We start from the raw sequence: 24,081 nt of genomic DNA, 5'->3' as shown, positions 1-24,081 counted from the left end.
GAAGCGACAGGGCGTTATATCGTTATATTAAGAAGATCCTTCCTCAATGGAACCTTTCTGTGAGCTGCTCTTTCCTGAAACAAACCATCCAATGACTGCTATAGCAAGAAGGATTCCCCAGAAGGTAATTTTCCAGCCAGTGCTATGGGCAAAGTGCTCATCCAGGATGCCTACATCCTTGTGACCAAGCGTAATAACAGCGAGTTTTACGCCAACCCAAGCAACAATTAAATAAGCTGTTGTTTCCAGCCCGGGGCGCTTGTCTAGAAGTGTAACAAACCAGTTTGCAGCAAACTTGATTAAGATTAAACCAGCAATCCCCGCAATAACTACAATTATAAATTGACCTCCGTCCATCCCGCCAAACGTCGGTAACGGTGTTTCAGGAAGGACTACGGCAAGTGCAACAGCTGCAAGAATCGAGTCAATTGCAAAGGCAAGATCGGCAACACCAATTTTGGCTACTGTAGGCCAAAAACCATTCCCGGTTGATACTTCTTTCTTCTTTTCCTTTCCAAATACATGCTTTAAACCCAAGTAAATAAGATAGGCTGCACCAATTGCTTGGACCTGCCACACATTTACTAGAAAAGATATCGCAAATAGGGCTGCGAACCTGAAAATAAACGCACCGATAATACCATAATTTATGGCACGTTTCTTTTGTTCATCTGGCAGGTGTTTAGCAATTACTGCCAGAACGAGTGCGTTGTCAGCAGATAATATACCCTCTAATCCGATTAGTACTAATAATGTCCATCCATATTCCAGCCAAAGTGAATCCATATCGACTGCTCCCTTCTCCAAATAAAAAAATAGAGACTTCTACCAGTTAATATGGTAAAGGCCTCAAAAAAAATACAAGACCTTTACCACATTGGCAAAGGTCTTGCTAACAACGCCGTAAGTTGCCGGTAAAGCCGAGAGTCTAAAACGCACTCTGTAATGACGACTTTACTGTTAAAGCTACTCCCCTTTGAAAATCTACTTTTATTTAACCATTTTTCTGAGAATATGTCAATTCGTAATGTAACCTTCTTTTGCCTCGATCATAATAGTCGTTTGTTGTAACGGGGCATTTTGATAGCTCTCTATCACCCCTTTTTCCAAAATAGATTCTTTCGTTACTGTTTTTTGTTTTAGCATAACGTCTACAGAACCGTTAAAGGGGAACACGTCCATCATGATAGTCTGATCGTTCATCCAAGCGACTTCTGCCTTTTTCTGTTTTAAGAAAGCAAATGAATCGGGGATAGGAATACCATCCTTAAAAAAAGGGTGTTCCTGTTCTTTGGCAGCTCCAGGTTCATTCAAACAAATATACAATGATACATTATCACAAAATTGCAGCAGCCCGTAATGAAAGTCGAAGCTTGCTTGGTCGAATGCGGGTAGTGATTGTTTGATCCGCTGCTGTCGCCTCTTTTCATGCTGAACAAATAACCGTGCTTCTTCTAGTGTGCTATTCTCCAAAAAGCGCGTGTAATGCCGGCTGCATAATAGACCTGCATAGGTATCGTTTTGTTCAACCTCATCAATTCCATGTTTGTAAAAAACGGTTTTCGGAAGTTCGGGGAAATCCAAGAATGTATATGGCCTGTTGCTTTTATCATTCCAGAATGGTTGTTTGTCTAGAAGTCTCCAGCCAAGATCATGATGATAAATAGCAAATTCAACTGCTTTTCTTACCCTATCTCCCTGAAAAAGTGCCTCTTGCCAATTCGCCGCGAGCTTGCCAGATATATGGGCATGGTTATCCTGTTCGATTAAAATATAACGATCCGAGTGATCCCGCACAATCAAGTTTATCCACCCTTTCCACCCCGCATTTTAAATTATTATACTCAAGTTTCGGAGTAAAAAAATCCGTTCAAACCCATATCAAATCAGGGTTTACTATCAAAAACAAATCAAAAAAATACAAAAAACACCCTATTCTTTGGTAAAATATAGGTAACGACACCAACCAAAGAAAGGATGTTTTCCTTGTCTACTATTTTACCAAATTCTAATGAAAATGAAAAATCAAATTCACGTATGCTGCGTTTTTTCACCCAAGCAAAAATTGGAACTTTCCTGCATCAGTCCAATATTCATAAGGAAAAGGGAGTTTCTGCTCGTATTATTGTTCAATTCATTTTTGCACTCGTTCTTCATGGCATGGGCTTTTCCCGGGCACTCGAATCCGAACGAATTCCAAAGCATTTTCAAAAGGATACTGTATACGACCTTTTGAAAAACCCTACGTATAACTGGCGTAAGTTTCTTGCATGTGTTGGATCATACCTCGTTATAAAGTACATTCTCCCATTAACGTCCAAGGACCGGGATCGTGTGCTGATCTTTGATGATTCTCTATTTAGTCGCAATCGGAGTAAGGTCGTTGAATTGCTTGCACGTGTTAAAGATCACACAACCGGGAGATATTTCAAAGGCTTCCGTATGCTTACACTCGGTTGGTCTGATGGAGCTACGTTTATGCCACTTGCTTTTTCGCTTTTAAGCTCCAAAAATGTTGCCTCTCGTTATCGAGAGATGGACTCGAAAATAGACAAGCGAACAGTCGGTTATCATAGACGCCAAGAGGCAACACAAAAGAGCACCGAAACAATGTTCAATCTTTTGGACTCCATTCATCCAAAAAAGCTTGGCGCGAAAACCGTTCTTTTTGATAGCTGGTTTGCTTATCCGGCAATCATATCGAAAATCGTGAAAAACTACCCTCTCCATGTTGTTTGTATGATTAAACGTTCTCCAAAGATTCACTATACATATGAAGGAGAGTCTTACACATTGAACCAACTTTACAAAAAGGTTCGCAAAAAGCGTGGTCGCGCCAAAATTCTTGCAAGCATCGTAGTTGGACTTGGTCACGATGACGAAAATGGCAATGAAATTCAGGCGCGGATTGTTTTCGTACGTGATCGAAACCGTTCCAAAAAGTGGCTTGCACTTTTAACAACCAACCTCGCCCATACGGAAGAAGATGCCATCCGAATTTATGGAAAGCGCTGGGAAATTGAGTGCTTTTTCAAGGTGGTCAAATCTCATTTGCGACTGGCCAAGGAGTTTCAATGTCAAAGCTACGATTCCATGACTGCACATACAACGATTGTCTTTCTGCGTTACATGATGTTGTCATTGAGCGCCCGTGAGGAAGAAGATCCCAAAACTCTTGGACAGCTGTTCTATATGTGCTGTGATGAGCTTGATGATCTTCGCTTTGCCGAAGCATTAATGACCATACTGGAAGTATTAGGATCCATGCTTGCGGAAGAATGTCTTCTAACGGATGAACAAATTAATGAATTTCTGGATCGCTTTTTTAACAAATTACCTGGATTCTTACGTAACCCGTTACTTAATCCAGGTGCAGCATGATATAAAATCACCTCTGTTCTATTTATACCATAGGTTGAGGTTTATTTATCATGTCCGATACTTGAGTTATTATAGCTCATTGCGTTTGTACCGTTCAAGCTGTACCGAAGATGTTAATAAAACAGCTAGCTATAAGTCAACCAGCAACAAAATCTTCTATAAACCTCGCTCCAACCCGGAAAAGTCTAGTTACTACATAATTTTTCTACTGTCACGGAACACTATAAAAAAATAAACAACGAGGAGGCTAAACGACTTGAAGGCTTCGGATTTATTTGTAAGGTGTTTAGAGAATGAGGGCGTAAAATATATTTTTGGTATTCCTGGTGAGGAAAATACGGATCTGGTTGATTCGCTCATTGGTTCTAATATTGAATTTATTGTTGTTCATCATGAACAAGCAGCAGCGTTTATGGCAGATGTCTACGGCCGACTTACCGGGAATCCTGGCGTTTGTTTAGCTACACTTGGGCCAGGTGCCACCAATCTGCTGACAGGAATTGGTGATGCTTATCTTGATCATGCGCCAGTTGTTGCCATTACAGGACAGGCCGGGCTTGAACGTATTCATAAGGAATCACATCAATATGTAGATATTATCGGTGTTTTTGAAGAAATAACGAAATGGAATCAGCAAATACGCGTTGCCCACACCATTCCGGAAATTATTCGGAAAGCATTTAAGACTGCTGTTTTGGAAAAGCCTGGTGCCGTTCATATTGAGCTTCCCGAGGATATTGCCATGACGGACACGAATGGGGAGGTGCTCCCTGTCACACCATTGCCAATATCACAACCGGCAGAGGATGAGGTAAGAAAGGCTGCAGAGAAGATCAATCAAGCAAAAAAGCCAATAATCCTGGCTGGAAACGGTGTGTTTCGCAATGATGCAGCCAAAGCATTAAGAGAATTTGCTGAAGCTAAAAATATTCCAGTTGTAAACACGTTTATGGCAAAGGGCATTCTCCCATCCGATCATCCGCTGACATTGTATACGGTTGGGATGCAGTCGAAAGACTATGTGCTGTGCGGCTTCGATCTTGCCGATTGTATTATCACAGTTGGATATGATTTTGTCGAGTATCTGCCAAAATACTGGAATGATGAGGCAATGAATAAAATTGTTCATATTGACAGTCTACCTGCAGAAATTGATGCCTATTATCCACTTGAGGCAGAGTTAGTAGGAAATGTAGGGGAGTCGTTAAAAGCATTAAGCCCCCATGTGAAAGCAAAAGAACTTTGGCCAGAAGTGAAAGCGTTGAAATCACAGCTTGTAGAAAAACTTCATGCATCTGATGAAGTATCAAGTAGTCCTGTGAAACCACAACGTATTATTGCTGATCTGAAAAAGGCAGAAAAAGGCGAAGCAATTGTTATTTCCGATGTCGGAGCACATAAATTATGGGTTGCTCGTCTGTATCAGCCGGAAAAACCGAATCATACGATCATTTCGAATGGCTGGGCAGCCATGGGTATTGCTGTTCCAGGGGCAATTGCAGCAAAACTTGCGAATCCGGATAAACCAGTAGTTGCTGTTACGGGTGATGGCGCTTTTCTAATGAATGGTGTTGAGTTAGCAACAGCAAAGCGGCTCGGGGTAGCTATGGTAATCGTTATTTTCCACGATGAAAAATATGGATTGATCGAATGGAAGCAGCTGAATAAATATGACCGGACAAATGCGATTGCTTTTACCGATCCAGACTTTTTAACGTTCGCTAAGAGCTTTGGTTGTAAGGGGATTAAGGTAAAACATTCAGATGAACTATTACCTGCCTTGGAAGAGGCACTTGCCAGCGAAACGATTGTATTAGTTGATGTAGATGTAGATTACTCAGAAAATGTCGAGCTAACCAAAACACTTGGTGATTATATTTGTAAACTATAATGCTAAGAGGCTGCACAAACCCCGTAATATTATTCGGGAAGTGACAGCACCTCAAGAATGGGAGGAACGCAAGATGACAAAGAAGTGGCAATTGTGGATTGGCGGGAAATGGCGGGAAGCCAAGGCATATGAACCTTTAAATAACCCGCATACGGAAGAAGAACTGGCACAAATTGGACAAGCGGAACCGGAGGATGCTGTGGAAGCCATTGTGGAGGCGCACGCTGCTTTTCAAAAATTCCGGTCCTACCCTGCACATGCACGCGCGAAAATTTTAGCTAAAGTTGTAACGATTATGGAAGAGCGCAGTGATGAGTGTGCCAAAATTATTGCGCTGGAGGGTGCTAAATCAATCCGCAATGCTCAGGAGGAAATAAGCCGTACTGTACAAACCTATCGTTTTTCCGCAGAGGCGGCCAAGAGCAATTACGGTGAACGAATTCCCATGGATGCGGCAGAGGGTGGCGAAAACCGTTTTGGTTTTACTAAACGAACCCCAATCGGTGTAGTAACAGCGATAACACCGTTTAATTTTCCATTTAATCTTGTTGCCCATAAAGTCGGACCCGCAATCGCTGCTGGGAATTCCATTGTGTTAAAACCCGCAGAACAAACCCCGTTAAGTTCATTGTTTCTTGCTGAGGTATTTAAGGAGGCTGGTCTTCCGGATGGGGTCTTGAATATTATTCCGGGTAAAGGGGATGTGCTAAGTGAGGCATTAACCACCCATCCACACGTAAAAAAGGTAACCTTTACCGGTAGCGTTGAGGTTGGGCATCTGATCCAGCAGCAAGCCGGCTTCCGGAAGCTGACACTTGAGCTTGGATCGAATTCTCCTTTTATTATTGACGAAGGGGTAGATATTGATAAAATCACTGAACGCAGTGTAATGGGGGCTTTTTCCTACAATGGTCAGGTATGTATTTCGGTTCAGCGAATCTATGTTCACCAATCATTGTATCACGACTTTTTAGAACGGTTTGTCACCCGAACGAAACAGCTGGTCGTTGGTTCACCGCTTGATGAGAAAACCAATATAACAGCAGTTATTTCAAAAAAATCGCTGGAACGCCTGCAAAGCTGGCTGACCGAAGCTGTGGAGGAAGGTGCTAAAATTGAATGTGGCGGCAATGTAAAGGGAAACGTTATGATGCCAACTGTTCTGACAAATGTAAATCGTGATTCCAAGGTATCCCGCTTTGAAGTTTTTGGTCCAATTGTCTGTATTTCTCCGTTCGATACGTTGGACGATGCGATTAATGAAGCCAATGATTCCCGGTATGGATTAAATTCAGGCGTAATGACTCCAAGCCTAGAGCGGGCGTTTTATGCGGCTGAACGTTTGGAAACAGGAGGCGTTATTGTAAATGATATTCCAACATACCGAATCGATAACATGCCTTACGGTGGCTGGAAGGACAGTGGTGTCGGCAGAGAGGGAGTCAAATATGCAATGGAAGAAATGATGGAGCAGAAATTTATCAGTATAAAAACAGGTGAATAATTGGGCGAAGTCAGTCCCGGTGACTTTATGCTTTATAAGTCACGGGACTTGCGTTTTTTAGGCAAAAAACAGATTACTTTCTATGTTATACTATATCTGTACAATCATATACTTATAGTGAAAAAAAATAGCTGCTTGAGAGAGGATGGAAGAAATGGTACCGACTATTATCGTGATTGCAGTTGTGGTTATCATTGTAATTTTTTCCATTGTGTCCTATAACGGGTTGGTGAAATACCGTAATTGGGTACAAGAGGCATGGAGTCAAATTGACGTACAGTTAAAAAGACGTCATGATTTAATCCCTAATCTGGTGAACACGGTTAAAGGATATGCAAAGCATGAAAAGGAAACATTGGAAAAAGTTGTACAGGCCCGTAGTCAATTAGTAAATGGCACACCACAAGAGCGAATTGAGGCAGATAATCAAATTGAAGGAGCATTAAAGTCAATTTTTGCATTATCGGAGTCATATCCGGATCTGAAGGCGAACGAGAATTTTCTTAATCTCCAGGAAGAATTGACAACGACGGAAAATAAAGTAGCCTATTCACGGCAGCTATACAATAAAACAGTAGCTGATTACAATATTAAACGGGAATCCTTTCCTACTAATATACTGGCTGGAATGTTTCGTTTTGATAAGGAACAGCTATTATCGATTCCCGAAGCGGATCGCGAAGTACCAAATGTAACCTTTTAGTGGAGGAAAATTATGCTTTATAAACAAATATTGCAAAACAAGCGCAAAACGATCCTGCTGGTCACCGTATTTAGTGTGCTTGTGCTGGTAATTGGCTGGGCAATCGGCTATCTGTTTAATAATGACTCCTGGTCGGGGTTAATCATTACGCTTATCATTCTAGCATTCTATGTACCGATTACCTACATGTCCGCAACATCACAGGTTTTGAGTATGTCCGGGGCGAAGGAAATAAAGCGTGAGGACAATCCATAACTTTTCGATGTTGTGGAGGAACTCTCACTGGCTGCCAGGATTCCGGTGCCAAAGGTTTATATTGTGAATGATCCGGCACCTAATGCATTTGCCACCGGAATAAAACCTGAGAAAAGCGCTGTTGCATTTACGACAGGTTTATTGGACAGGTTGAATCGTGAAGAGTTGTCTGGTGTGGCAGCCCATGAAATTTCACATATACGGAATTATGATATTCGTCTGATGACACTCTGCATAGCACTAGTCGGTGTTATTGTTTTAATTGCCCATTTTGGGTCGCGCATGCTATTTTTTAGTGGTGGCAGAAGGGGTGGCGGGGGAAATAAGAAGTCCAACCCTATTCTAATGATTATTGCACTGGTATTTGTTATTCTGGCACCGATTGCGGCTCAATTTGTGCAACTAGCTGTTTCCAGAAATCGTGAATATTTGGCTGATGCATCTGCAGTCGAAATAACGCGCAATCCTAAGGGGCTGATTAATGCCTTAACGAAAATCAGCCAGAATCCACGAGATGTTAAAAACGCGAAAGAGGCAACAGCATCTATGTATATTGCACGACCTTTAGGGAATAAGCGTAAAAAACGGGGCAGTCTATGGGCTACTCATCCACCAATAGAGAGTCGAATTGAACGACTGGAAAATATGTAAAAAACAGGAACAGTCTTAGGACTGTCCCTGTACTGCAGTTAAATTAACTCAACCACCAAAAACAAGTTTAATAAAATAACTAAAACAGCGATAATCCAAGCTGCAATAGTTGTTATACGTTTGTTGACCAGAACCCCCATAATGGTTTGGTTACTTGTAAACATAATTAGTGGAACAAGTGCAAATGCAATACCAAATGAAAGAATCACCTGGCTTATGACAAGCGCATATGTTGCATTTACCCCGGAAATAATTACAAGTAAAGGCGGAATCATCGTAACAAACCGTCGTACATATAGGGGTATGCGCTTCTTAATAAACCCTTGCATGACAACATCGCCTGACAACGTACCAACTGAAGAACTGGACAACCCAGCGATTAACAAACCGGCACCGAATGCCCCAGCTGCAAATGGCCCGATTAAATGGTTTAGCTCACGAAACGCTACATCCAAATCTTCAACTACTAACCCCTCTTTATAAAATAATGCAGCAGCGATAATCAGCATAGCCATGTTAATAGCACCAGCGATTATCATGGCAACCACAATATCGGTAAATTCAAATTTAAAGATAAGTTTTTTCTCCCGATCATTTTTGCCGACTATCCGGTTTTGCATAAGGGATGAATGCAAATAGATCGCGTGTGGCATTACCGTTGCTCCGAGAATGCCTGTTGCGAGCAAGATACTTTCTACTCCATCAAAACGCGGTATGACCATTCCATTTAAAACTTGAAGTGCATCCGGTTTTGCTAAAAATGTTTGAAATGCAAAAGCAAGTACAACCATCATAACCATTGCTGCAATTCCTATTTCAAGTGAACGATAGCCCCGGCGCTGCAACTCCAGTATGGCAAATGAGACAATCGCCGTTATCAGTGCAGCGGGTAGCATTGGTATTCCAAAAAGCAAGTAAAGACCTAATGCAGCACCTATAAATTCGGCTAAATCCGTCGCCATAATCACTAGTTCACTTTGTACCCACAAAAAATAGGAAATCCCTTTTGGAAACCGCTGTCGTGCTATCTCAGGCAAGTTCTTTCCAGTTGCAATCCCTAATTTTGCAGACAGGGTTTGTATTAATACCGCCATTAAATTAGAAGCTGCAATAACCCATAACAGCATATAACCATATTTTGATCCGGCAGTAATATTTGTCGCAAAGTTACCTGGGTCAATATAGGCAACGGACGCTATAAAGGCAGGCCCTAAAAAGGGTAATATCCGCTTGAATCCTCTTGTTTTCCCGTTAAAAATATTTTCAGTTGCTCCCATAATTTTTTCCTTCTCTTCTAATTGTTTTCCTCCAACCAGTTATATGGATTAATAAAATATAGTTTACCTAATGCAACTTTCGAAATTAGTTTATCCCAAATTGGCATAAATGTCAACCCTCGTTTGACACTTCAACTAGTCATTAACAGGACGGATGTCACATGAATAGCATGGATATAGAAATGAAAATTGGAGGAAATAACGATGCAAATTCATGTGGTTAAGCAGGGGGAAACGTTATGGGGGATAGCACAAAGCTATGATGCAAATATCTACCAAATTGTATTAGTAAATCAGTTAGATAATCCAAATGTCTTAGTCGTTGGGCAGACACTGGTTGTTCCGATTCCTTATCGTGAATATGTGGTGCAGCCTGGTGATCAATTGTGGTCAATCGCGGATAGGCGTGGTGTAACTGTCCAAGAGCTTGCCGCGGTAAACAATATTACAAATCCATCACTCATCTATGTAGGTGAAATGCTTGTACTTCCTTATTTTTCCTATACGATACAAGCAGGTGATACGCTTTGGTCAATTGCCAGGAAGTATGGTGTAACCGTAAATCAAATTACACAGGCGAATAATATCACACCAACATCTGTGCTACACCCAGGCCAAACATTGCGAATTCCTCACAGCAATCGGCCGGTAACAGAAATAAATGCTTATATTACACAAATAAATGAACAAGGGAGAGCGGAGGTACTGGCGTTAGGGAGAAATTTCACCTATCTTTCCCCATTTATGTACAGTATGAGAGAAGACGGGACAATTACGCAAATGCAGGAAGGCGCCTTGCTGGAGGCAGCCCGAGTGCACGGTGTTTCCCCACTCCTTGTTTTAACAAACTTTTCCGGGGGAAACTTTGATTCAGACTTGGCTGCCACGATTTTAAGAAATCCAGACCTGCAGGAAAGGATAATTGCAAATCTTTTAGAAACCATAAGGGCAAAAGGATATGCAGGAGTAAACTTTGACTTTGAATACGTTTATCCGGAAGACAGAGAAAATTATAACGCATTCTTACGCCGAGTAGTGACAAGGCTGCGTCCTGAAGGATTGCTTGTTTCAACAGCCGTTGCACCAAAAATCAGTGCAGATCAACCAGGATTACTGTACGAAGCACATGATTATGCTGCACATGGAGAGATTGTTGATTTCGTTATCATTATGACATACGAATGGGGCTGGGCCGGTGGCAGACCATTAGCTATTGCACCAATTAATAGAGTTCGTGAAGTATTGGATTTTGCTGTTACCGTCATTCCCCGCAATAAAATTATGATGGGGATACCATTATACGGCCGTGATTGGAAAATTCCGTGGCAAGAGGGGACAATCGCTCGAACGATCAGCCCGAAAGAAGCCGTCCAGATGGCAGCAAACTATGGCGCCAGTATTCAGTATAATACAACCTACCAGTCGCCATTTTTCCGCTATACTGATGAGACTGGTCAGCAGCATGAAGTATGGTTTGAAGATGCCCGCAGTGTTCAAGCAAAATACGATGTGTTAAAGGAATATGGTCTAAGAGGAGCAAGCTACTGGGTGTTAGGAAACCCATTCCCGCAAAACTGGGCGGTTTTGGGGGATAATTTTAGAGTGAGGAAGTTGTAATAAATATGATATTATTTACAAAATGCCCCTGTATAACTGTGATATAGGGGTCCTTAAGTGTACGCTGCTTTCAAATATAGCCAAAGTATATAGGATTAGTAGCATCATTTTATCTTCCATTGGCGAGAAGACCCCTTCCTCAAGGAATGTATAGGGTGAAACTCAATGAGTAGGTAGGGGATGAATCGCCTCTCCAAGGGAGACTTTTTGAAGTTGACAAGAACTTGTATTCGAGTGATAATAGGCATAGATGGAAGAAAAGGGGCTTTTAAGGGATGAGCACAAAGGCATATTTCTCTAATCGAATCTATAAAAATACACTTTCCAATTCAGTTGTTGGAGCTATTCGCGATTGCTTATCCTGCTTCAACCGTGCAAAACAGTTCGTCTTGAATACCTTGGTCAAGGAAAAGCGTTCGGGCCAGAGTAGACGGGAAAAATCGATCCATGTAAACGTCAAGGAAAAATATCAATTGGACGACTATTACGCTAATAGTGCTGTTCAAGCTGCCAAGGCTCAATTAAAAAGTCTGGACGAACTGAAAAAAATCTATATCGAAAATAAGTCAGCACAAATCCGTTCCATCAAACGGAAATTAAAACAGGAACGTTCCAGATTAACCACCTTAAGAAAAATCAAAACATCCTTCATCAAAGACAAACCTAAATTTCCCAAGCATGCAAGAGAACAAAAACAAGGCAATTACTTTGTCGTAAGCTATAAAAAGAAGACAGACATCTATTATCATGCGTATCAATTTGAACATACGTATCTTGATTCAACGATACAACAACGTAAAACAAGAATTGGCTTTCTGACGTCAAGGCTGAACCGGAAAGAAGAGGAATTAAAACAGTTACGTACCAAATACAGCATTAGTTGTCGGCCGGATCATATCTGCTGCAGGCGGCTCTCTGATCATCGTATTGTCTATCACGATTGCGTCTTCTATCGTGAAGGAAAAATACCAGGCCAGGGCAATAGGTACGATTACGATGGGGGTAAGCGCGTCTTTGGTATTAGGGATCCCTCTTGGGCTGTTAATTGGTAAAGCTTATGGATGGCGTGCTCCATTTATATTGATATCTGTTTTAACACTTATAACTCCAGATTAAGCCCCACGCTATGCGTGGGAGAACAAAAGTGGAAGTACCTTTACGTATGATAAAAAAATCCCCCTCTGGTATAATGACAAAGGTTTCGGAAGCCGATGTCAGTTAGAGGAGGAAATCCAAAATTGGATAAATCAAGTTTATCACATACGAAGTGGAATTGCATGTACCATATTGTGTTTATTCCCAAATATAGACGAAGAACAATGTATGGAAAACTTAGGGAAGATATACGTGAGATCATCAGAAAACTTTGCGAGTATAAGGGAATTGAGATAGTAAAGGGAAGTGTTTCTGTTGACCATGTTCACCTATGTGTGAAGATACCACCGAAGCTTAGCGTATCAACATTCATGGGATATTTAAAAGGAAAAAGTGCATTGATGATATTCGACCGACATCCTGAATACAAAAGTAAAGGAAATAGACACTTTTGGGCAAGAGGGTATTATGTAGATACCGTCGGTCGAAATGAAGAGGTTATCAAGAAGTATATAAAAAACCAAACCGATGCAGATATGATAGAAGATAAGCTAAATAAATAAATGTAGTCGGCTTGCGAAACCACGCCCTTAAGGCGTTGCAAGTAACATGCCCTTATAGGGCTAAGTCAAACCACCTGTTGAACAGGTGGTATGTGATTATGATCGGTATTGCTGTTTTACTGCCCAGGATAGCGCCAAAACAAGTAATACCATTACGCCAGCAATTATTAACATTGAAAAAGCCAAAAATCATTAGCGCTCAATTAACGACAGTGTTAGTGTTAAGTGGTCATCTAACATTATATGCCTACTTCACTCCATTTCTGCAAGAGGTGTTACATTTAAACGCCAATTGGATAAGCTTCGTTTATTTTGTTTTTGGTATAGCTGCAGTTGTAGGTGGCGGCCTGGGCGGATGGTCAGCTGATAGGTGGGGTTCAGTAAAAAGTACTTTAGTCATTATTCCTGCATTTGCAATCGTCATTTTCCTTATACCCGTATCAACATTTTCTTTCTATTTATTTTTAGTTGTAATGGTTGTTTGGAGTATGTTAAGTTGGGCTATCACCCCGGCACAACAAAACTATCTTATCAAAACTGCGCCTGAATCCTCCGATATTCAACTAAGTTTAAATGCTTCTGCTTTGCAGTTGGGGATAGCTTTAGGATCAGCAGTAGGAGGAGTTGTAATTGCCAATCACTCCATTGTAAATAACGCGTGGGTAGGTGGCCTGTTTGTCCTTGTTGCCTTTTTATGTGCTATTTTTTCAGTTACCAGACCTTCGATAGAATTGTTAGCAACAAAGGAACGATTTGAGCATTTGCAAAAGGAATCTGTATGATATTACAGATTCCTTTTTAATAGTTAATTTATTTTTGTCATCGTCCTAATAAGGATTTTTCTCTATTATTTCCTGTTCATGACCTTTTGTTTTGTGGGGTATCGGAATATCTGTTTTGCAAGTTTAAATTTTTATTGACAAATAGTAAAGGTGGATGTATTCTATAAAAAGTTACCTATTCAGTGGTAACCTAAAATAAGATGCTGGCGTTCTTAAATTTCTACTTTTGGTAAGCGATAACAACAATGTTAGTGACAAAAGCATGTCTGAATTGATTGCAAGTTTATTTATAAGGGATTTGGATTATTTTAGACAAATGTGTAACCGGTTACTCCCTGTCACGCTTCCAGTAGGAGGATTTCGGTTTTGTCTTAGCAAAATTTCTTTATGATCTACACTAGATTTGTCATGCCTAACTGCGTTTGAGGTAAGGAAAAAAGTAGATATTTTATATGGGGGTTAACGTATGAGGATCATCTATTTAATTTTAAGCTTTTTACTTGTTTTCATTATTGGGTTTATATTCAGCAGTGATCGCAGGAATATTAAAGCAAAACCGATCATTGTAATGATAGTCTTAGAGTTAATACTATCTTGGATATTGTTAAACACAATTGTTGGTATTGGTTTAATAGATGCAATATCTGATTGGTTTAATGCGCTTATGAACACCGCTGTTAAAGGTGTTGATTTTGTTTTTGGTGGATTGGAAAACGAACCTGGTGCAACTTTCTTTATTAACGTGCTTTTACCTATTATTTTTATTTCAATATTAATCAGTTTCTTGAATTATATCAAAGTGCTACCTTTAATTATTAGGTGTATCGGCTTAATATTAAGTAAAATAAATGGCATGGGCAGATTCACTAGCGTTGCAGGAAAATAAAATATAAAAGTCAAGAAATATATTTTATGTGAAATTTGGCAATAATGGCAATTTAACCTTTAAAAGTCATAAAAAAAGCCTTATAATTAGGGTATGGTAGTCCAGTCCAAATCCCTAACTATAAGGAGCTAACATGGACAATAATACCATAAAACATGTATTTAAGGAATACATTCATCCACTGGATACAAAAGTTATACAAAAAATGATTGACCATGCCCAAATCGATAAATATGTAAAAAAGCTTGGTGTACTCACGTTTATCAGAACTTTCATTTATGCTCAGCTGAAAGAATTAAAGAGTCTTGGGCGGATAAGCGATAATGTAAAACGCAAGAAAATGGTACAAAGACTTGTTGGCATAAAGCGTATTAGTAAATCTCAGCTTTCACGAAAGCTGGGTGAAATACCGCCTGAAATTTTTCAGGTTATCCTGCATCATCTGGTTCAAAAATTGCATCAAGAACTCGGTTCCAAGCAAGCAGATAAGGCACTTGGAAAGATACATTTAATCGATTCATCAACGATCTCGATGTGCCTTAGCCAATATGAATGGGCCGTTTTCCGAGAGACAAAAGCTGGAATAAAGCTACATACTTCCGTCAATTTTTGTGATGGTGTTTCTTATCCAAATGACGTGATTCTTACTCCTGCAAAGCCAGCAGATGTCACACAGTTAGACCCATTAATTTTGGGTAAAGATGCGCTTCACGTATTCGACCGCGGCTATTTCGACTTTGGCAAATTTGAGTATTATTGTGCAAACGGAATTCGATTTGTCACCAGAATTAAAGCAAATACGATCGTTCACGTGATAGAGGAACTACCTGTAGATCCATCCTCTGCAATCATTCGTGATGCGATGGTGAAAATCGGAAATATGAAACATCCTTTACATTTGGTAGAAACATTGGATAGTAAAGGCAACCTCATTTCGATTGTATGCAATGATGCAAAAGTGAGCGCGCAAGAAATTAGTGACCTCTACCGTACACGTTGGCAAATCGAATTGTTTTTCAAATGGATAAAGCAGCATTTGGTCTTGATAAAATTTTACGGACAAAGCGAAAATGCCGTATTCAACCAGATTTACATCGCGATGATTACATTCTGCTTAAATCTGTTAATGAAAAACAAATTAGGATATAAAGGTACATTACTGGAAATGTTCAATTGGGTAAGTGATTTTTGGTCTAAAAGTCTTTCGAGCTTCATAAAAGAACTTTTCAAAAAACCGGATCGAACATCCAACGGACGCCGAAAGATGCAGCATCAGCGAATATTTGAAGAAACCTTAGCACAATATGAATCAGGAGATGTTTTACATTTAGATGATCTAACGTACGATCCACTCGTTTAAATAACTAATGAATTCCAAAAAATGGATGAAGGACTACCTTTATAGCCCTATTATCTTTTTTTCTCTGATTCACGAAGAAGGTGAGACTGAATATTCTTTATAATTGATAAATGTAAATAAGTTACAAATCAAAATGGTTGACTAGATCTTTTATTTTTTATGCAACGCTAGTGGGGCAGATTAGAAAATTACTATGCGATATCAGCCGCTATCATTGGACAGTCCGAAGTATGGTTAACAACGAAAAAACAATTAGGGCACCTTTCTGATAAACGCTTGTATACGTTATGTACCTCTTCCATGAGTGCAGTTAGTATGACAATTGTCGGGGCATATATGCAGATTATCCAACCGAAATTTGTTGTAGTTGCCGTTGTGATTAATATTTTATCCGCCCTTGTCATCGCTAATCTGATTAATCCCTATGACCTCGATAAAGAAGAGGACAAACTGATTACGGATGACAACGGAGAAAAACCAGCTTTCTTCCAAATGATCAGTGACAGTATTATGGATGGCTTTAAGGTCGCCATTACTATTGCAGCCATGTTAATTGGATTTATGGCCTTAATATATTTTGTTAACGATGCATTCACCTTTATTTTCCATAAATCATTCCAAGAATTAATTGGTTATATTTTTGCGCCAGTTGCCTTTGTTTTAGGTGTACCCATGCAAGATATTGTACAGGCTGGAAGTGTAATGGCGACAAAGTTAGTAACCAATGAATTTGTTGCTATGACAGACTTAAAAGCAATTATGGGTGATTTATCTGCTAGAACGATAGGTATTGTTTCCGTCTTTCTTGTGAGCTTTGCCAACTTTGGTTCTATTGGTGTTATTACGGGCTGTGTTAAAGCCCTCAATTCTGAAAAAGGGGATATCGTGGCAAGATTTGGAGGTAAATTACTATTAGGCTCTACATTAGCTTCTATTTTATCAGCTGCAATTATTGGTGTTTTTTTATAAAAAACACCAACAATATATAAAGAAGGGAAAAAAGGAGCGGGACGATCGTATTGAAAAAACACATGATATTGTATTGTTTTTCGGATATAATTTATCAGACTTTCCTGGGTTTAAGGAAAAATCTTTGAAAGATAGAAATCAAGTTGTTGAAGATCTCAACGATGAATTTGGTGATAAGTTTATTATCTTTCCGAATCCAATGTATGGGGGTAGGAGAATGCACTATATGATTTTCAAGACAAGAGTGATCAACAAAAAACGGAGTTACGTAAAGACCAATTTTACAATCCTTTAAACCATAATATAGTTAACATCTAAGAATATTAGAAGGGGACTAAAGATATGAAAAATGTTATTTTAGACGTAGACACTGGTGTTGATGATGCGCTCGCCATCGCATATGCCGTTCATTCACCGGAACTAAATATTCTAGGTATAACGACAACCTTTGGAAACACATCAGTTATGGAAGCAACAAGAAATACATGTCAACTTTTACAAGTACTTGATGCCGAAGAGATCCCTGTTTTTCAGGGTATTGAAGAAACTTTTGCGGGACATGTGCCTGCTGATAAAGCAACTTGGATTCACGGTGAGAACGGTATTGGTGATGCTCAGCTGCCTTCCACGGATAAACAAGCGGAGGACATGGGTGCTCGTGATTTTATTATTTCTGCTGTTCGTAATTACCCTAAAGATATTACGATTTTAACAACTGCAAATCAAGGGAATTTGGCAAGAGCGATTGAGAAAGATCCAGAAATAGTAAATTTGGTACAAGAGGTCATCCATATGGGCGGGGCTATAAAAGTGCCAGGTAATATAACGCCTTATGCTGAAGCAAACGTTTATCATGATGCTGAAGCAGCACAATTTATTTTTCAATCTGGTATTCCAATAACACTCGTCGGTTTAGATGTTACACTAAAGACATTGCTCAGACGATCGGTATTGGATGAATGGAAAGAAAGAGATACACTACTTTCACGCGCTTTAGCAGATATGTGTCATTTCTATATGGATGCTTATGCCAAGGTTGAGCCGGAATTGAATGGATGTGCACTGCATGATCCTTTAGTGGTCGGTGTTGCTATTGATTCATCTTTTGTTAAAACAAAAACGATGACAGTCAACGTGAAAACAGAGGGTGCAGAAAAGGGGCAATCTGTAGGTGTAGAGAATCAAGATGGTAATGTTAAAGTATGTCTTGAGGTTGAGGCTAATCACTTTGTGGATCATTTTTTGAAGTGTGTTTGCCCGCGTTAAAGAAAATGAATAAGTAGCTTGAATAATCTTATGATACAGGTATTATAAATCTTTGTTCGACTAATATCCGGGTCTAGGAAAATTGTTGAATTGACTCCACTATAATCACCTATTTTTAAGAGGATCAACACCTATATATATTGCTGGAAGGAGATTATACAAATGCAACCGAAGATTACAGTTATTGGAAGTATTAATATGGACTTAGTAACGGAAGCTAACAGGAGACCGGAAGCAGGTGAAACGGTTCTTGGTAAACAGTTCTCTACAATTCCTGGGGGAAAGGGAGCCAATCAAGCTGTGGCGGCTGCTCGTATCGGCGGAAAGGTGACAATGATTGGTTGTGTGGGAGAAGATCCGTTTGGTAAAGAACTTTTAGATCATTTAGAAGCAGAAGGTATTATAATCGATAACATGGAATCTGTACCGGGCGTAAAAACCGGTATTGCAGCAATCACTTTAGCGGAAGAAGATAATAGTATCGTTGTGGTACCTGGTGCAAATAATCTAGTAACGGAAAGAATGATTTTACAAAATGAAGAGGTAATTGCTAATAGTGATGCTGTATTGCTGCAACTGGAAATTCCCTTATCAACGGTTGTGAACGCAGCGGCAATCGCTTATCAACATGGGGTAAGAGTTATTTTAAACCCTGCCCCTTTCCAAAAACTGCCTGATAAACTAATCGATTTTGCCGATGTGATAACCCCAAATGAACATGAATATGAAGAACTGATAAAAGATTATTCAGGAGATCTAAATAAACTTAAAGAGAAATTAGTCATTACAAAAGGCGGCGAAGGTATAGTCTATTATGAGAAAGGTACAGAGATCCATGTTCCTGGTCATCAAGTTGAAGTAGTAGATACGACTGGAGCGGGGGATTCATTTAATGGTGGATTGGCTGTTCAATTGGCTAAGGGTGCATCATTTGAAGATTCATGTCACTACGCATGCGCAGTAGGTGCATTATCTGTAACGAAGTTTGGTGCACAATCTGGTATGCCCACAGATAAAGAAGTTAATGGCCTGCTAAAAAATGGAAATAAGGAGAGAATATAGCCCCTGATAAGGGGGCTTTTGTCGAGGGATGCTATTGTTCAGAGAGTGTAAGAGCTATTGGTTACGTTTTGGAGCGGAGGTTTCCCTTTTTTACACTTAATATCTCAACTTCATAAGAAAAGTTTTTATTTCTTCATCGCCCATTAATAAATCGTAATATTTTTTATTAATTTTAGCTAATGCGATATCGTGATACAAGAATTCAGTAAATACCTTCACAAATGGCTTGGACATCGTCTTGATCGCTTGCCATGAGTCATCTTCAACACCTGCAAACATTACTTCTTTATCGTCGATGATAATTAATTTAAATCTCTCTAACGCTTTATGCTCCTGTGTAGGGACCAGAGTAAGTATATTTGATAAGGCAGTTGTCAGGTCACCAACAACAAGCCCTTCAACAATTATCCCACTTTGTTCCTTCTCTTCTAAAAACGGTATGTATTCCACAAATTCATCTTTCCAAGCAGAAATACGAATTGATTCTTTTGCTTTTTTAAGAAGTTGAATACTTTGCGCTCGAATAGACGAGTCAACCTTTAAACTCCAAACACGATCATCAGTAAATGATTTTTTATACGTTTTTTTCTTTAATTGATTTATGTTATCTTTAAATTCAGCAGATAGTTTTTCGATGGCAAGTGGCAGAGGCAACGCTGAATAAAGCTTTTTCTTTTCTGATATCGACTCCATTACCATCCCCTTTTTAACCATGCGTGATATGACTTCGTATACTTTTGCTTTAGGGACACCTGAATAGTTAACAATATTAGTTGCATCCATTGGTTCTTCACTGGACACTAGTACTTCATAAAGTTTGCTTTCGTATTGCGAAAAACCGAATTTTTGTAGCATGTTTCCTCCTAATTATTAAGCATTTGTTATGAAAGCTATCCATTATAAAAAATCCAAAAGGAAAATCTATTTTATTAATAATAATAATAAACTAAAACTGCAATAAATTCCAATAAACTTTACCCCTTATTTAGTGAGTTAAAGTAGGGAATTTCCTTTCTACCCTTGAATTATGATGGGATGCCAGTGTACGGACGTGATTGGAAAATTCTATGGCAGAAAGGGTCAATCACACGAACAATCAGCCCAAGAAAAGTCGTTCAGCTGGCCTTCTCATTCGGCGACTTTTTGAACACGAAGTTATAGGAGGATTTATAACGCATTAACGTATAATACCCCTATCTCTAGGCGTGAGTAAATCAAAAACGTAAAGCATTTTATAACCAAAATTAAACAACTATTTTAAACCCGTCCCAAATACGGGGTTAGGTTGTTTGAGGTTTTAAATTTATCTTACATTGCAAGGTAAATATTTAATGAAAACACTTTTCCTCAAAACCTCCATAAATCCATTCTGAGGGTTTTTATTTTATATCATGTATAATACCATTAATTATGTGTTATAACCCCTTTAAAACGGCTCATATATGCCTTATATAATGTGTTATTTGTGGATTAATACAGTGATTTTAGAAGTGGATTATGTTATAATTATAAATGTAAAAAAGCATGATTTGTAGAACCTGGTGTTTCCTTTTTTGTACTTTCTGTTAATATCTCATGCTCTAATACTTACTCAATAATTGCTTAAATACTCAAAACAAGGAGGCAGATAGGTGAGCAATAATATGAATGATCGTTTTGCTAATGAGAAAATTCCAAAACTGATTTTTTCGCTTGCTACTCCAGCAATCGTAGCACAGCTAATAAATGCACTGTACAACGTGGTCGATCGAATGTTTATTGGAAGAATACCCGAGACGGGCACACTTGCCTTGACTGGTATCGGGATAGTGTTCCCTATTATGATGGTGATTCAATCATTTTCAGCTCTAATCGGCTTTGGGGGTGCACCTCTAGATTCTATTAAAATGGGAGAAAGAAAACATAAAGAAGCTGAAAAGCTATTGGGAAGTTGTTTTTTAATGTTACTGATTGTCTCATCCGTATTGACCATAACTTTTCTAATCTTCAAATCGCAGTTATTAGTCCTGTTTGGGGCAAGCCCTGATACATTGCCATTTGCTGATGATTATATGGGCATATACCTAATTGGTTCGGTCACTGTACTTATATCACTAGGCTTGAATCAATTTATCGCCGCACAAGGATTTGCTAAAACTGCTATGATAACAATATGTATAGGCGCAGCAGTTAACATTATTCTTGATCCGATTTTTATTTTCGGAATGAATATGGGAGTAAAGGGTGCGGCGTTATCCACTGTAATTTCCCAAACAATCTCTGCTGTATGGGTTTTATGGTTTCTTACCTCAAAAAAAGCACATTTGCGACTGCGATTTGAATACATACGCATCGATTTTAAAATAGCAGGCGGTGTACTAGCTTTAGGGCTTTCACCGTTCATTATGCAATCAACCGAAAGTCTTATTCAAATTGTATTCAATACCTCTATTGGTAAATATGGCGGAGACCTTTACGTTGCTGCAATGGGAATCATGAGTGTCCTCATGCAACTATTTACATTGTTGTTGAATAGTTTTGCACAGGGGGCACAACCAATTATCGGCTATAATTACGGATCAGGTGACCATGATCGAGTGAAGTCCACTATAAAGTATTGCAGCCTTTTTTGTGGAATGTTTGGATTGACTATATGGAGCGTATTTACTTTTCTACCACAGCTTCCGATTATGGTTTTCACTAATGATCCCGAATTAATCAGGCTTACTACGAAGCTTATGAAAATATTCTTTTTAGGTACTTCTATTTATGGGGTACAGTTAGCATTTCAGCAAGTATTTATCGCTTTAGGGCAAGCACAAGTTTCCATTTTTATCGCTGTACTTCGAAAAATTATTTTGCTTATTCCATTGGTATACCTGCTTCCGATGGTTATTTCTCCGAAAACAAATGCCGTGATTATCGCGGAGCCGATTGCAGATTTCTGTGCCGTGATAACTTGCTGTGTTTTATTTGGACTCAAAGTAAAACAGCTTCTCAAAGGAGCCAAAAAATCGATAGCGGAGTCACCTTAGCCTTTATGTAGTAACAAAAGAAAAGAGTCCAGTTTCTTTATTTGAATATAGAGAAGTTGGACTTTTTAAATTGAAATTTACTTAACGTTGTAAATCCGCATTTTCCTAAAGCTACCCCAATCAGCAATAAATTTTTCTGGATTCCCGGAATAAGATAGTCATATCCTTTTCTCTACTATACTATGGAAAGCATAAACAGGTTGATAATAGCCTTTGGAGTCTAAGTAGTAGTCTCTATTTTATGGATATGCAGGGTTTCTATCAATTTATTCTGAGAATAATATTTAAATTCCCCTTCTAAAACAGTCATGGGCTTATCAGCAAATTGACAAACGACTTAATCAATTGTCAAAGGATATTTTTAAAAGACATATACAAACAGAGGGGATGTCATAGTCGAAGTTGTAGAAACCAATGCTGTATGCTCTACCATTACATTGTTGCCTGATTATAGGACAGACTTCGGCAAGCTTGTCGAAGGGAAATAGTATATTTAAATAGTTTGTGATGACCATTATAAAAATTAAAGTGAAGCGACCACTTCACTTTAATTTTCATGAAAAACAAGCTTTCTTTTCTCCTTCACCAGATTCACCCTTGAAAACATAACGGCATAAAAAATTGTGAATAGAATGTAGGTTGTCCCGACAAGAAAGCTTAGCATTCTTGGTTCAAAGATTTCCAACAGATAACCGGCAACTCCCATTGATATGCCAAGCATTGTATTGGTCATCATTTGGGTAATTCCGAAAAATGATCCTTGCCGCGGTTTGGGTACAATCTTCATGATCAGCGTGCTTAAGCAAATATTACTGATTCCACCGGCAAATGTAATAAACACAACGATAATGAGCGCCAATGAAAAGACAGGGGCGATACTTAAGAGAAGGTGTCCACAGCCCTCAAGTGCAATGAATACAATGATAAGTGCAACTAGCTTCCGTTTCAGTAGATTGGATAAAAAGGAACTAATGATAAATCCCAGCCCAAGAGAGGCATAGATAAACCCAACGCCAAGGTCACCCATGTGGAAAATGTCCAGTGCATATACACTTATCAGAACATTATCAATCCCGTTTGCTATAGGCATCGTAATCTCGATAATGATAAAGATTAGAAGTACAGAAGATCCCTTGATAACCCCCCATATAGAACTGGATTGTGCAGGATTTAAGCTCTCTGTTTTATTCTTAACAGCTGCCGGGATGGTCATGTTAACAATAAATAAAGCTGATAAAAGATAGGATAGACCATCTAAAAGAAAAGCCAGGTTTAAACCAAAAATATAGGAAATAACCCCGCCACTGCAGGAACCAACAACAAGAACAACGCCGACCATAATTTGTTCCAGTGCATTTATATAGAGCAACCGATCTTGTTTTACTAACGCAGGGATGGCAGACATCCTTGTTGGTGAATAAATTGCTTCTCCAGCGGCAAGGAAAAATGCACTTGTGTATACGATCCATAAATCATCTGCACCCTGAACGAGGATTGGCGATATCGCAAAAGGAATTCGGATAATGTCCATCACGATCAGTATCTTCCTTTTGGAAAAATGATCGGCCAAAAACCCGCCGATGGGAGCTAGCAATAAAAATGGGGCCATCCTTATTGCGAAGAGAAGCCCAATTGCCCCTCCCGAACCGGTAACCTGATAAAGTAACGTCAGAACAGCTACCTGACTGAAGCGGTTGCCAATCCCATTCATAAAGCCTGACCAAAACAGTTTTTGATAATTTTTTTCCTGCTTCCATACGGTCCAATTCTTCATTATTATCACCTTATTTTAATTTCATCTAATT

General features: G+C 39.2%; 16 protein-coding genes and 5 pseudogenes. 16 read left to right on the top strand and 5 right to left on the bottom strand.

Annotated features, from left to right (window positions below; all coding sequences use genetic code 11):
- Positions 1-27 precede the first annotated feature (27 nt).
- Positions 28-786 (bottom strand): TerC family protein, encoded by a 759-nt coding sequence (locus CZ382_RS11170; protein ID WP_088051321.1) that lies wholly within the window; start codon positions 784-786, stop codon positions 28-30.
- A gap of 231 nt (positions 787-1,017) precedes the next feature.
- Positions 1,018-1,797 (bottom strand): DUF3891 family protein, encoded by a 780-nt coding sequence (locus CZ382_RS11165; protein ID WP_230856137.1) that lies wholly within the window; start codon positions 1,795-1,797, stop codon positions 1,018-1,020.
- Positions 1,798-1,986: 189 nt separating this feature from the next.
- On the opposite strand from CZ382_RS11165, the gene CZ382_RS11160 reads away from it, so the two are divergent.
- From CZ382_RS11160 to htpX, 5 genes and pseudogenes are all read left to right on the top strand, one after another.
- Entirely contained in the window at positions 1,987-3,381 is a 1,395-nt protein-coding gene (locus CZ382_RS11160) for an IS4 family transposase (RefSeq protein WP_088050032.1), read from the top strand.
- A gap of 256 nt (positions 3,382-3,637) precedes the next feature.
- Positions 3,638-5,272, top strand: a complete 1,635-nt coding sequence (locus CZ382_RS11155; RefSeq protein ID WP_088051319.1) for an acetolactate synthase large subunit — start codon at positions 3,638-3,640, stop codon at positions 5,270-5,272.
- 73 nt (positions 5,273-5,345) lie between these two features.
- Positions 5,346-6,776: an aldehyde dehydrogenase family protein gene (locus CZ382_RS11150; RefSeq protein ID WP_088051318.1), complete on the top strand. Its 1,431-nt coding sequence runs from the start codon at positions 5,346-5,348 to the stop codon at positions 6,774-6,776.
- A 154-nt stretch (positions 6,777-6,930) separates the two neighbouring features.
- On the top strand, positions 6,931-7,479 hold the full coding sequence (locus CZ382_RS11145) for a LemA family protein (RefSeq protein WP_088051317.1): 549 nt from the start codon (positions 6,931-6,933) through the stop codon (positions 7,477-7,479).
- Positions 7,480-7,491: 12 nt separating this feature from the next.
- Positions 7,492-8,385, top strand: a pseudogene (gene htpX / locus CZ382_RS11140) (zinc metalloprotease HtpX).
- Positions 8,386-8,423: 38 nt separating this feature from the next.
- Here htpX and CZ382_RS11135 read toward each other — a convergent pair.
- On the bottom strand, positions 8,424-9,662 hold the full coding sequence (locus CZ382_RS11135) for an Nramp family divalent metal transporter (protein WP_088051316.1): 1,239 nt from the start codon (positions 9,660-9,662) through the stop codon (positions 8,424-8,426).
- A 204-nt stretch (positions 9,663-9,866) separates the two neighbouring features.
- Here CZ382_RS11135 and CZ382_RS11130 point away from each other — a divergent pair, with 204 nt between their 5' ends.
- The 10 genes and pseudogenes from CZ382_RS11130 (at position 9,867) to rbsK (ending at position 19,262) form a co-directional block, all read left to right on the top strand.
- Positions 9,867-11,279, top strand: coding sequence for a LysM peptidoglycan-binding domain-containing protein (locus CZ382_RS11130; protein ID WP_088051315.1), 1,413 nt, complete (start codon positions 9,867-9,869; stop codon positions 11,277-11,279).
- A gap of 876 nt (positions 11,280-12,155) precedes the next feature.
- Positions 12,156-12,383: pseudogene (locus CZ382_RS11125) on the top strand (MFS transporter); the annotation flags it as partial.
- Between the two features lie 107 nt (positions 12,384-12,490).
- Positions 12,491-12,937 carry an IS200/IS605 family transposase gene (tnpA, locus tag CZ382_RS11120; RefSeq protein ID WP_088051190.1) on the top strand — a complete coding sequence of 149 codons (447 nt, stop codon included), beginning with the start codon at positions 12,491-12,493 and terminating at the stop codon, positions 12,935-12,937.
- 92 nt (positions 12,938-13,029) lie between these two features.
- Positions 13,030-13,719: pseudogene (locus tag CZ382_RS11115) on the top strand (MFS transporter); the annotation flags it as partial.
- Between the two features lie 466 nt (positions 13,720-14,185).
- On the top strand, positions 14,186-14,605 hold the full coding sequence (locus CZ382_RS11110) for a Na+ dependent nucleoside transporter N-terminal domain-containing protein (protein ID WP_088051312.1): 420 nt from the start codon (positions 14,186-14,188) through the stop codon (positions 14,603-14,605).
- A 133-nt stretch (positions 14,606-14,738) separates the two neighbouring features.
- Positions 14,739-15,965 carry an IS4 family transposase gene (locus CZ382_RS11105; RefSeq protein WP_088049366.1) on the top strand — a complete coding sequence of 409 codons (1,227 nt, stop codon included), beginning with the start codon at positions 14,739-14,741 and terminating at the stop codon, positions 15,963-15,965.
- A 174-nt stretch (positions 15,966-16,139) separates the two neighbouring features.
- A pseudogene (locus tag CZ382_RS11100) lies at positions 16,140-16,934 on the top strand (nucleoside transporter C-terminal domain-containing protein); the annotation flags it as partial.
- 19 nt (positions 16,935-16,953) lie between these two features.
- A pseudogene (locus CZ382_RS11095) lies at positions 16,954-17,252 on the top strand (HAD family acid phosphatase); the annotation flags it as partial.
- Between the two features lie 24 nt (positions 17,253-17,276).
- Positions 17,277-18,200 (top strand): nucleoside hydrolase, encoded by a 924-nt coding sequence (locus CZ382_RS11090; RefSeq protein ID WP_088051310.1) that lies wholly within the window; start codon positions 17,277-17,279, stop codon positions 18,198-18,200.
- A 162-nt stretch (positions 18,201-18,362) separates the two neighbouring features.
- Positions 18,363-19,262 (top strand): ribokinase, encoded by a 900-nt coding sequence (gene rbsK, locus CZ382_RS11085; protein WP_088051309.1) that lies wholly within the window; start codon positions 18,363-18,365, stop codon positions 19,260-19,262.
- Positions 19,263-19,358: 96 nt separating this feature from the next.
- On the opposite strand, the gene CZ382_RS11080 is transcribed toward rbsK, so the two are convergent.
- Entirely contained in the window at positions 19,359-20,117 is a 759-nt protein-coding gene (locus CZ382_RS11080; RefSeq protein WP_088051308.1) for a TrmB family transcriptional regulator, read from the bottom strand.
- Positions 20,118-20,893: 776 nt separating this feature from the next.
- Between CZ382_RS11080 and CZ382_RS11075 the strand changes: the two genes are divergently transcribed.
- Positions 20,894-22,276 (top strand): MATE family efflux transporter, encoded by a 1,383-nt coding sequence (locus CZ382_RS11075; protein ID WP_200809522.1) that lies wholly within the window; start codon positions 20,894-20,896, stop codon positions 22,274-22,276.
- Positions 22,277-22,823: 547 nt separating this feature from the next.
- On the opposite strand, the gene CZ382_RS11070 is transcribed toward CZ382_RS11075, so the two are convergent.
- Entirely contained in the window at positions 22,824-24,050 is a 1,227-nt protein-coding gene (locus CZ382_RS11070; protein WP_088051307.1) for an MFS transporter, read from the bottom strand.
- Positions 24,051-24,081 lie beyond the last annotated feature (31 nt).

It is taken from the genome of Virgibacillus dakarensis, assembly GCF_900155625.1.
GTDB lineage: Bacteria > Bacillota > Bacilli > Bacillales > Amphibacillaceae > Lentibacillus_C > Lentibacillus_C populi.
The sequence above is the reverse complement of the archived record's forward strand: the minus strand, read 5'-3'. Positions and strand labels throughout refer to the sequence as shown.

What these genes read in the sequence shown, in the direction of transcription:
- CZ382_RS11170 (WP_088051321.1), bottom strand. Translation starts at nt 786, where the DNA reads ATGGATTCACTTTGGCTGGAATATGGATGGACATTATTAGTACTAATC.
- CZ382_RS11150 (WP_088051318.1), top strand. Translation starts at nt 5,346, where the DNA reads ATGACAAAGAAGTGGCAATTGTGGATTGGCGGGAAATGGCGGGAAGCC.
- CZ382_RS11145 (WP_088051317.1), top strand. Translation starts at nt 6,931, where the DNA reads ATGGTACCGACTATTATCGTGATTGCAGTTGTGGTTATCATTGTAATT.
- CZ382_RS11135 (WP_088051316.1), bottom strand. Translation starts at nt 9,662, where the DNA reads ATGGGAGCAACTGAAAATATTTTTAACGGGAAAACAAGAGGATTCAAG.
- CZ382_RS11130 (WP_088051315.1), top strand. Translation starts at nt 9,867, where the DNA reads ATGCAAATTCATGTGGTTAAGCAGGGGGAAACGTTATGGGGGATAGCA.
- tnpA (WP_088051190.1), top strand. Translation starts at nt 12,491, where the DNA reads ATGTCAGTTAGAGGAGGAAATCCAAAATTGGATAAATCAAGTTTATCA.
- CZ382_RS11110 (WP_088051312.1), top strand. Translation starts at nt 14,186, where the DNA reads ATGAGGATCATCTATTTAATTTTAAGCTTTTTACTTGTTTTCATTATT.
- CZ382_RS11105 (WP_088049366.1), top strand. Translation starts at nt 14,739, where the DNA reads ATGGACAATAATACCATAAAACATGTATTTAAGGAATACATTCATCCA.
- CZ382_RS11090 (WP_088051310.1), top strand. Translation starts at nt 17,277, where the DNA reads ATGAAAAATGTTATTTTAGACGTAGACACTGGTGTTGATGATGCGCTC.
- rbsK (WP_088051309.1), top strand. Translation starts at nt 18,363, where the DNA reads ATGCAACCGAAGATTACAGTTATTGGAAGTATTAATATGGACTTAGTA.
- CZ382_RS11080 (WP_088051308.1), bottom strand. Translation starts at nt 20,117, where the DNA reads ATGCTACAAAAATTCGGTTTTTCGCAATACGAAAGCAAACTTTATGAA.
- CZ382_RS11070 (WP_088051307.1), bottom strand. Translation starts at nt 24,050, where the DNA reads ATGAAGAATTGGACCGTATGGAAGCAGGAAAAAAATTATCAAAAACTG.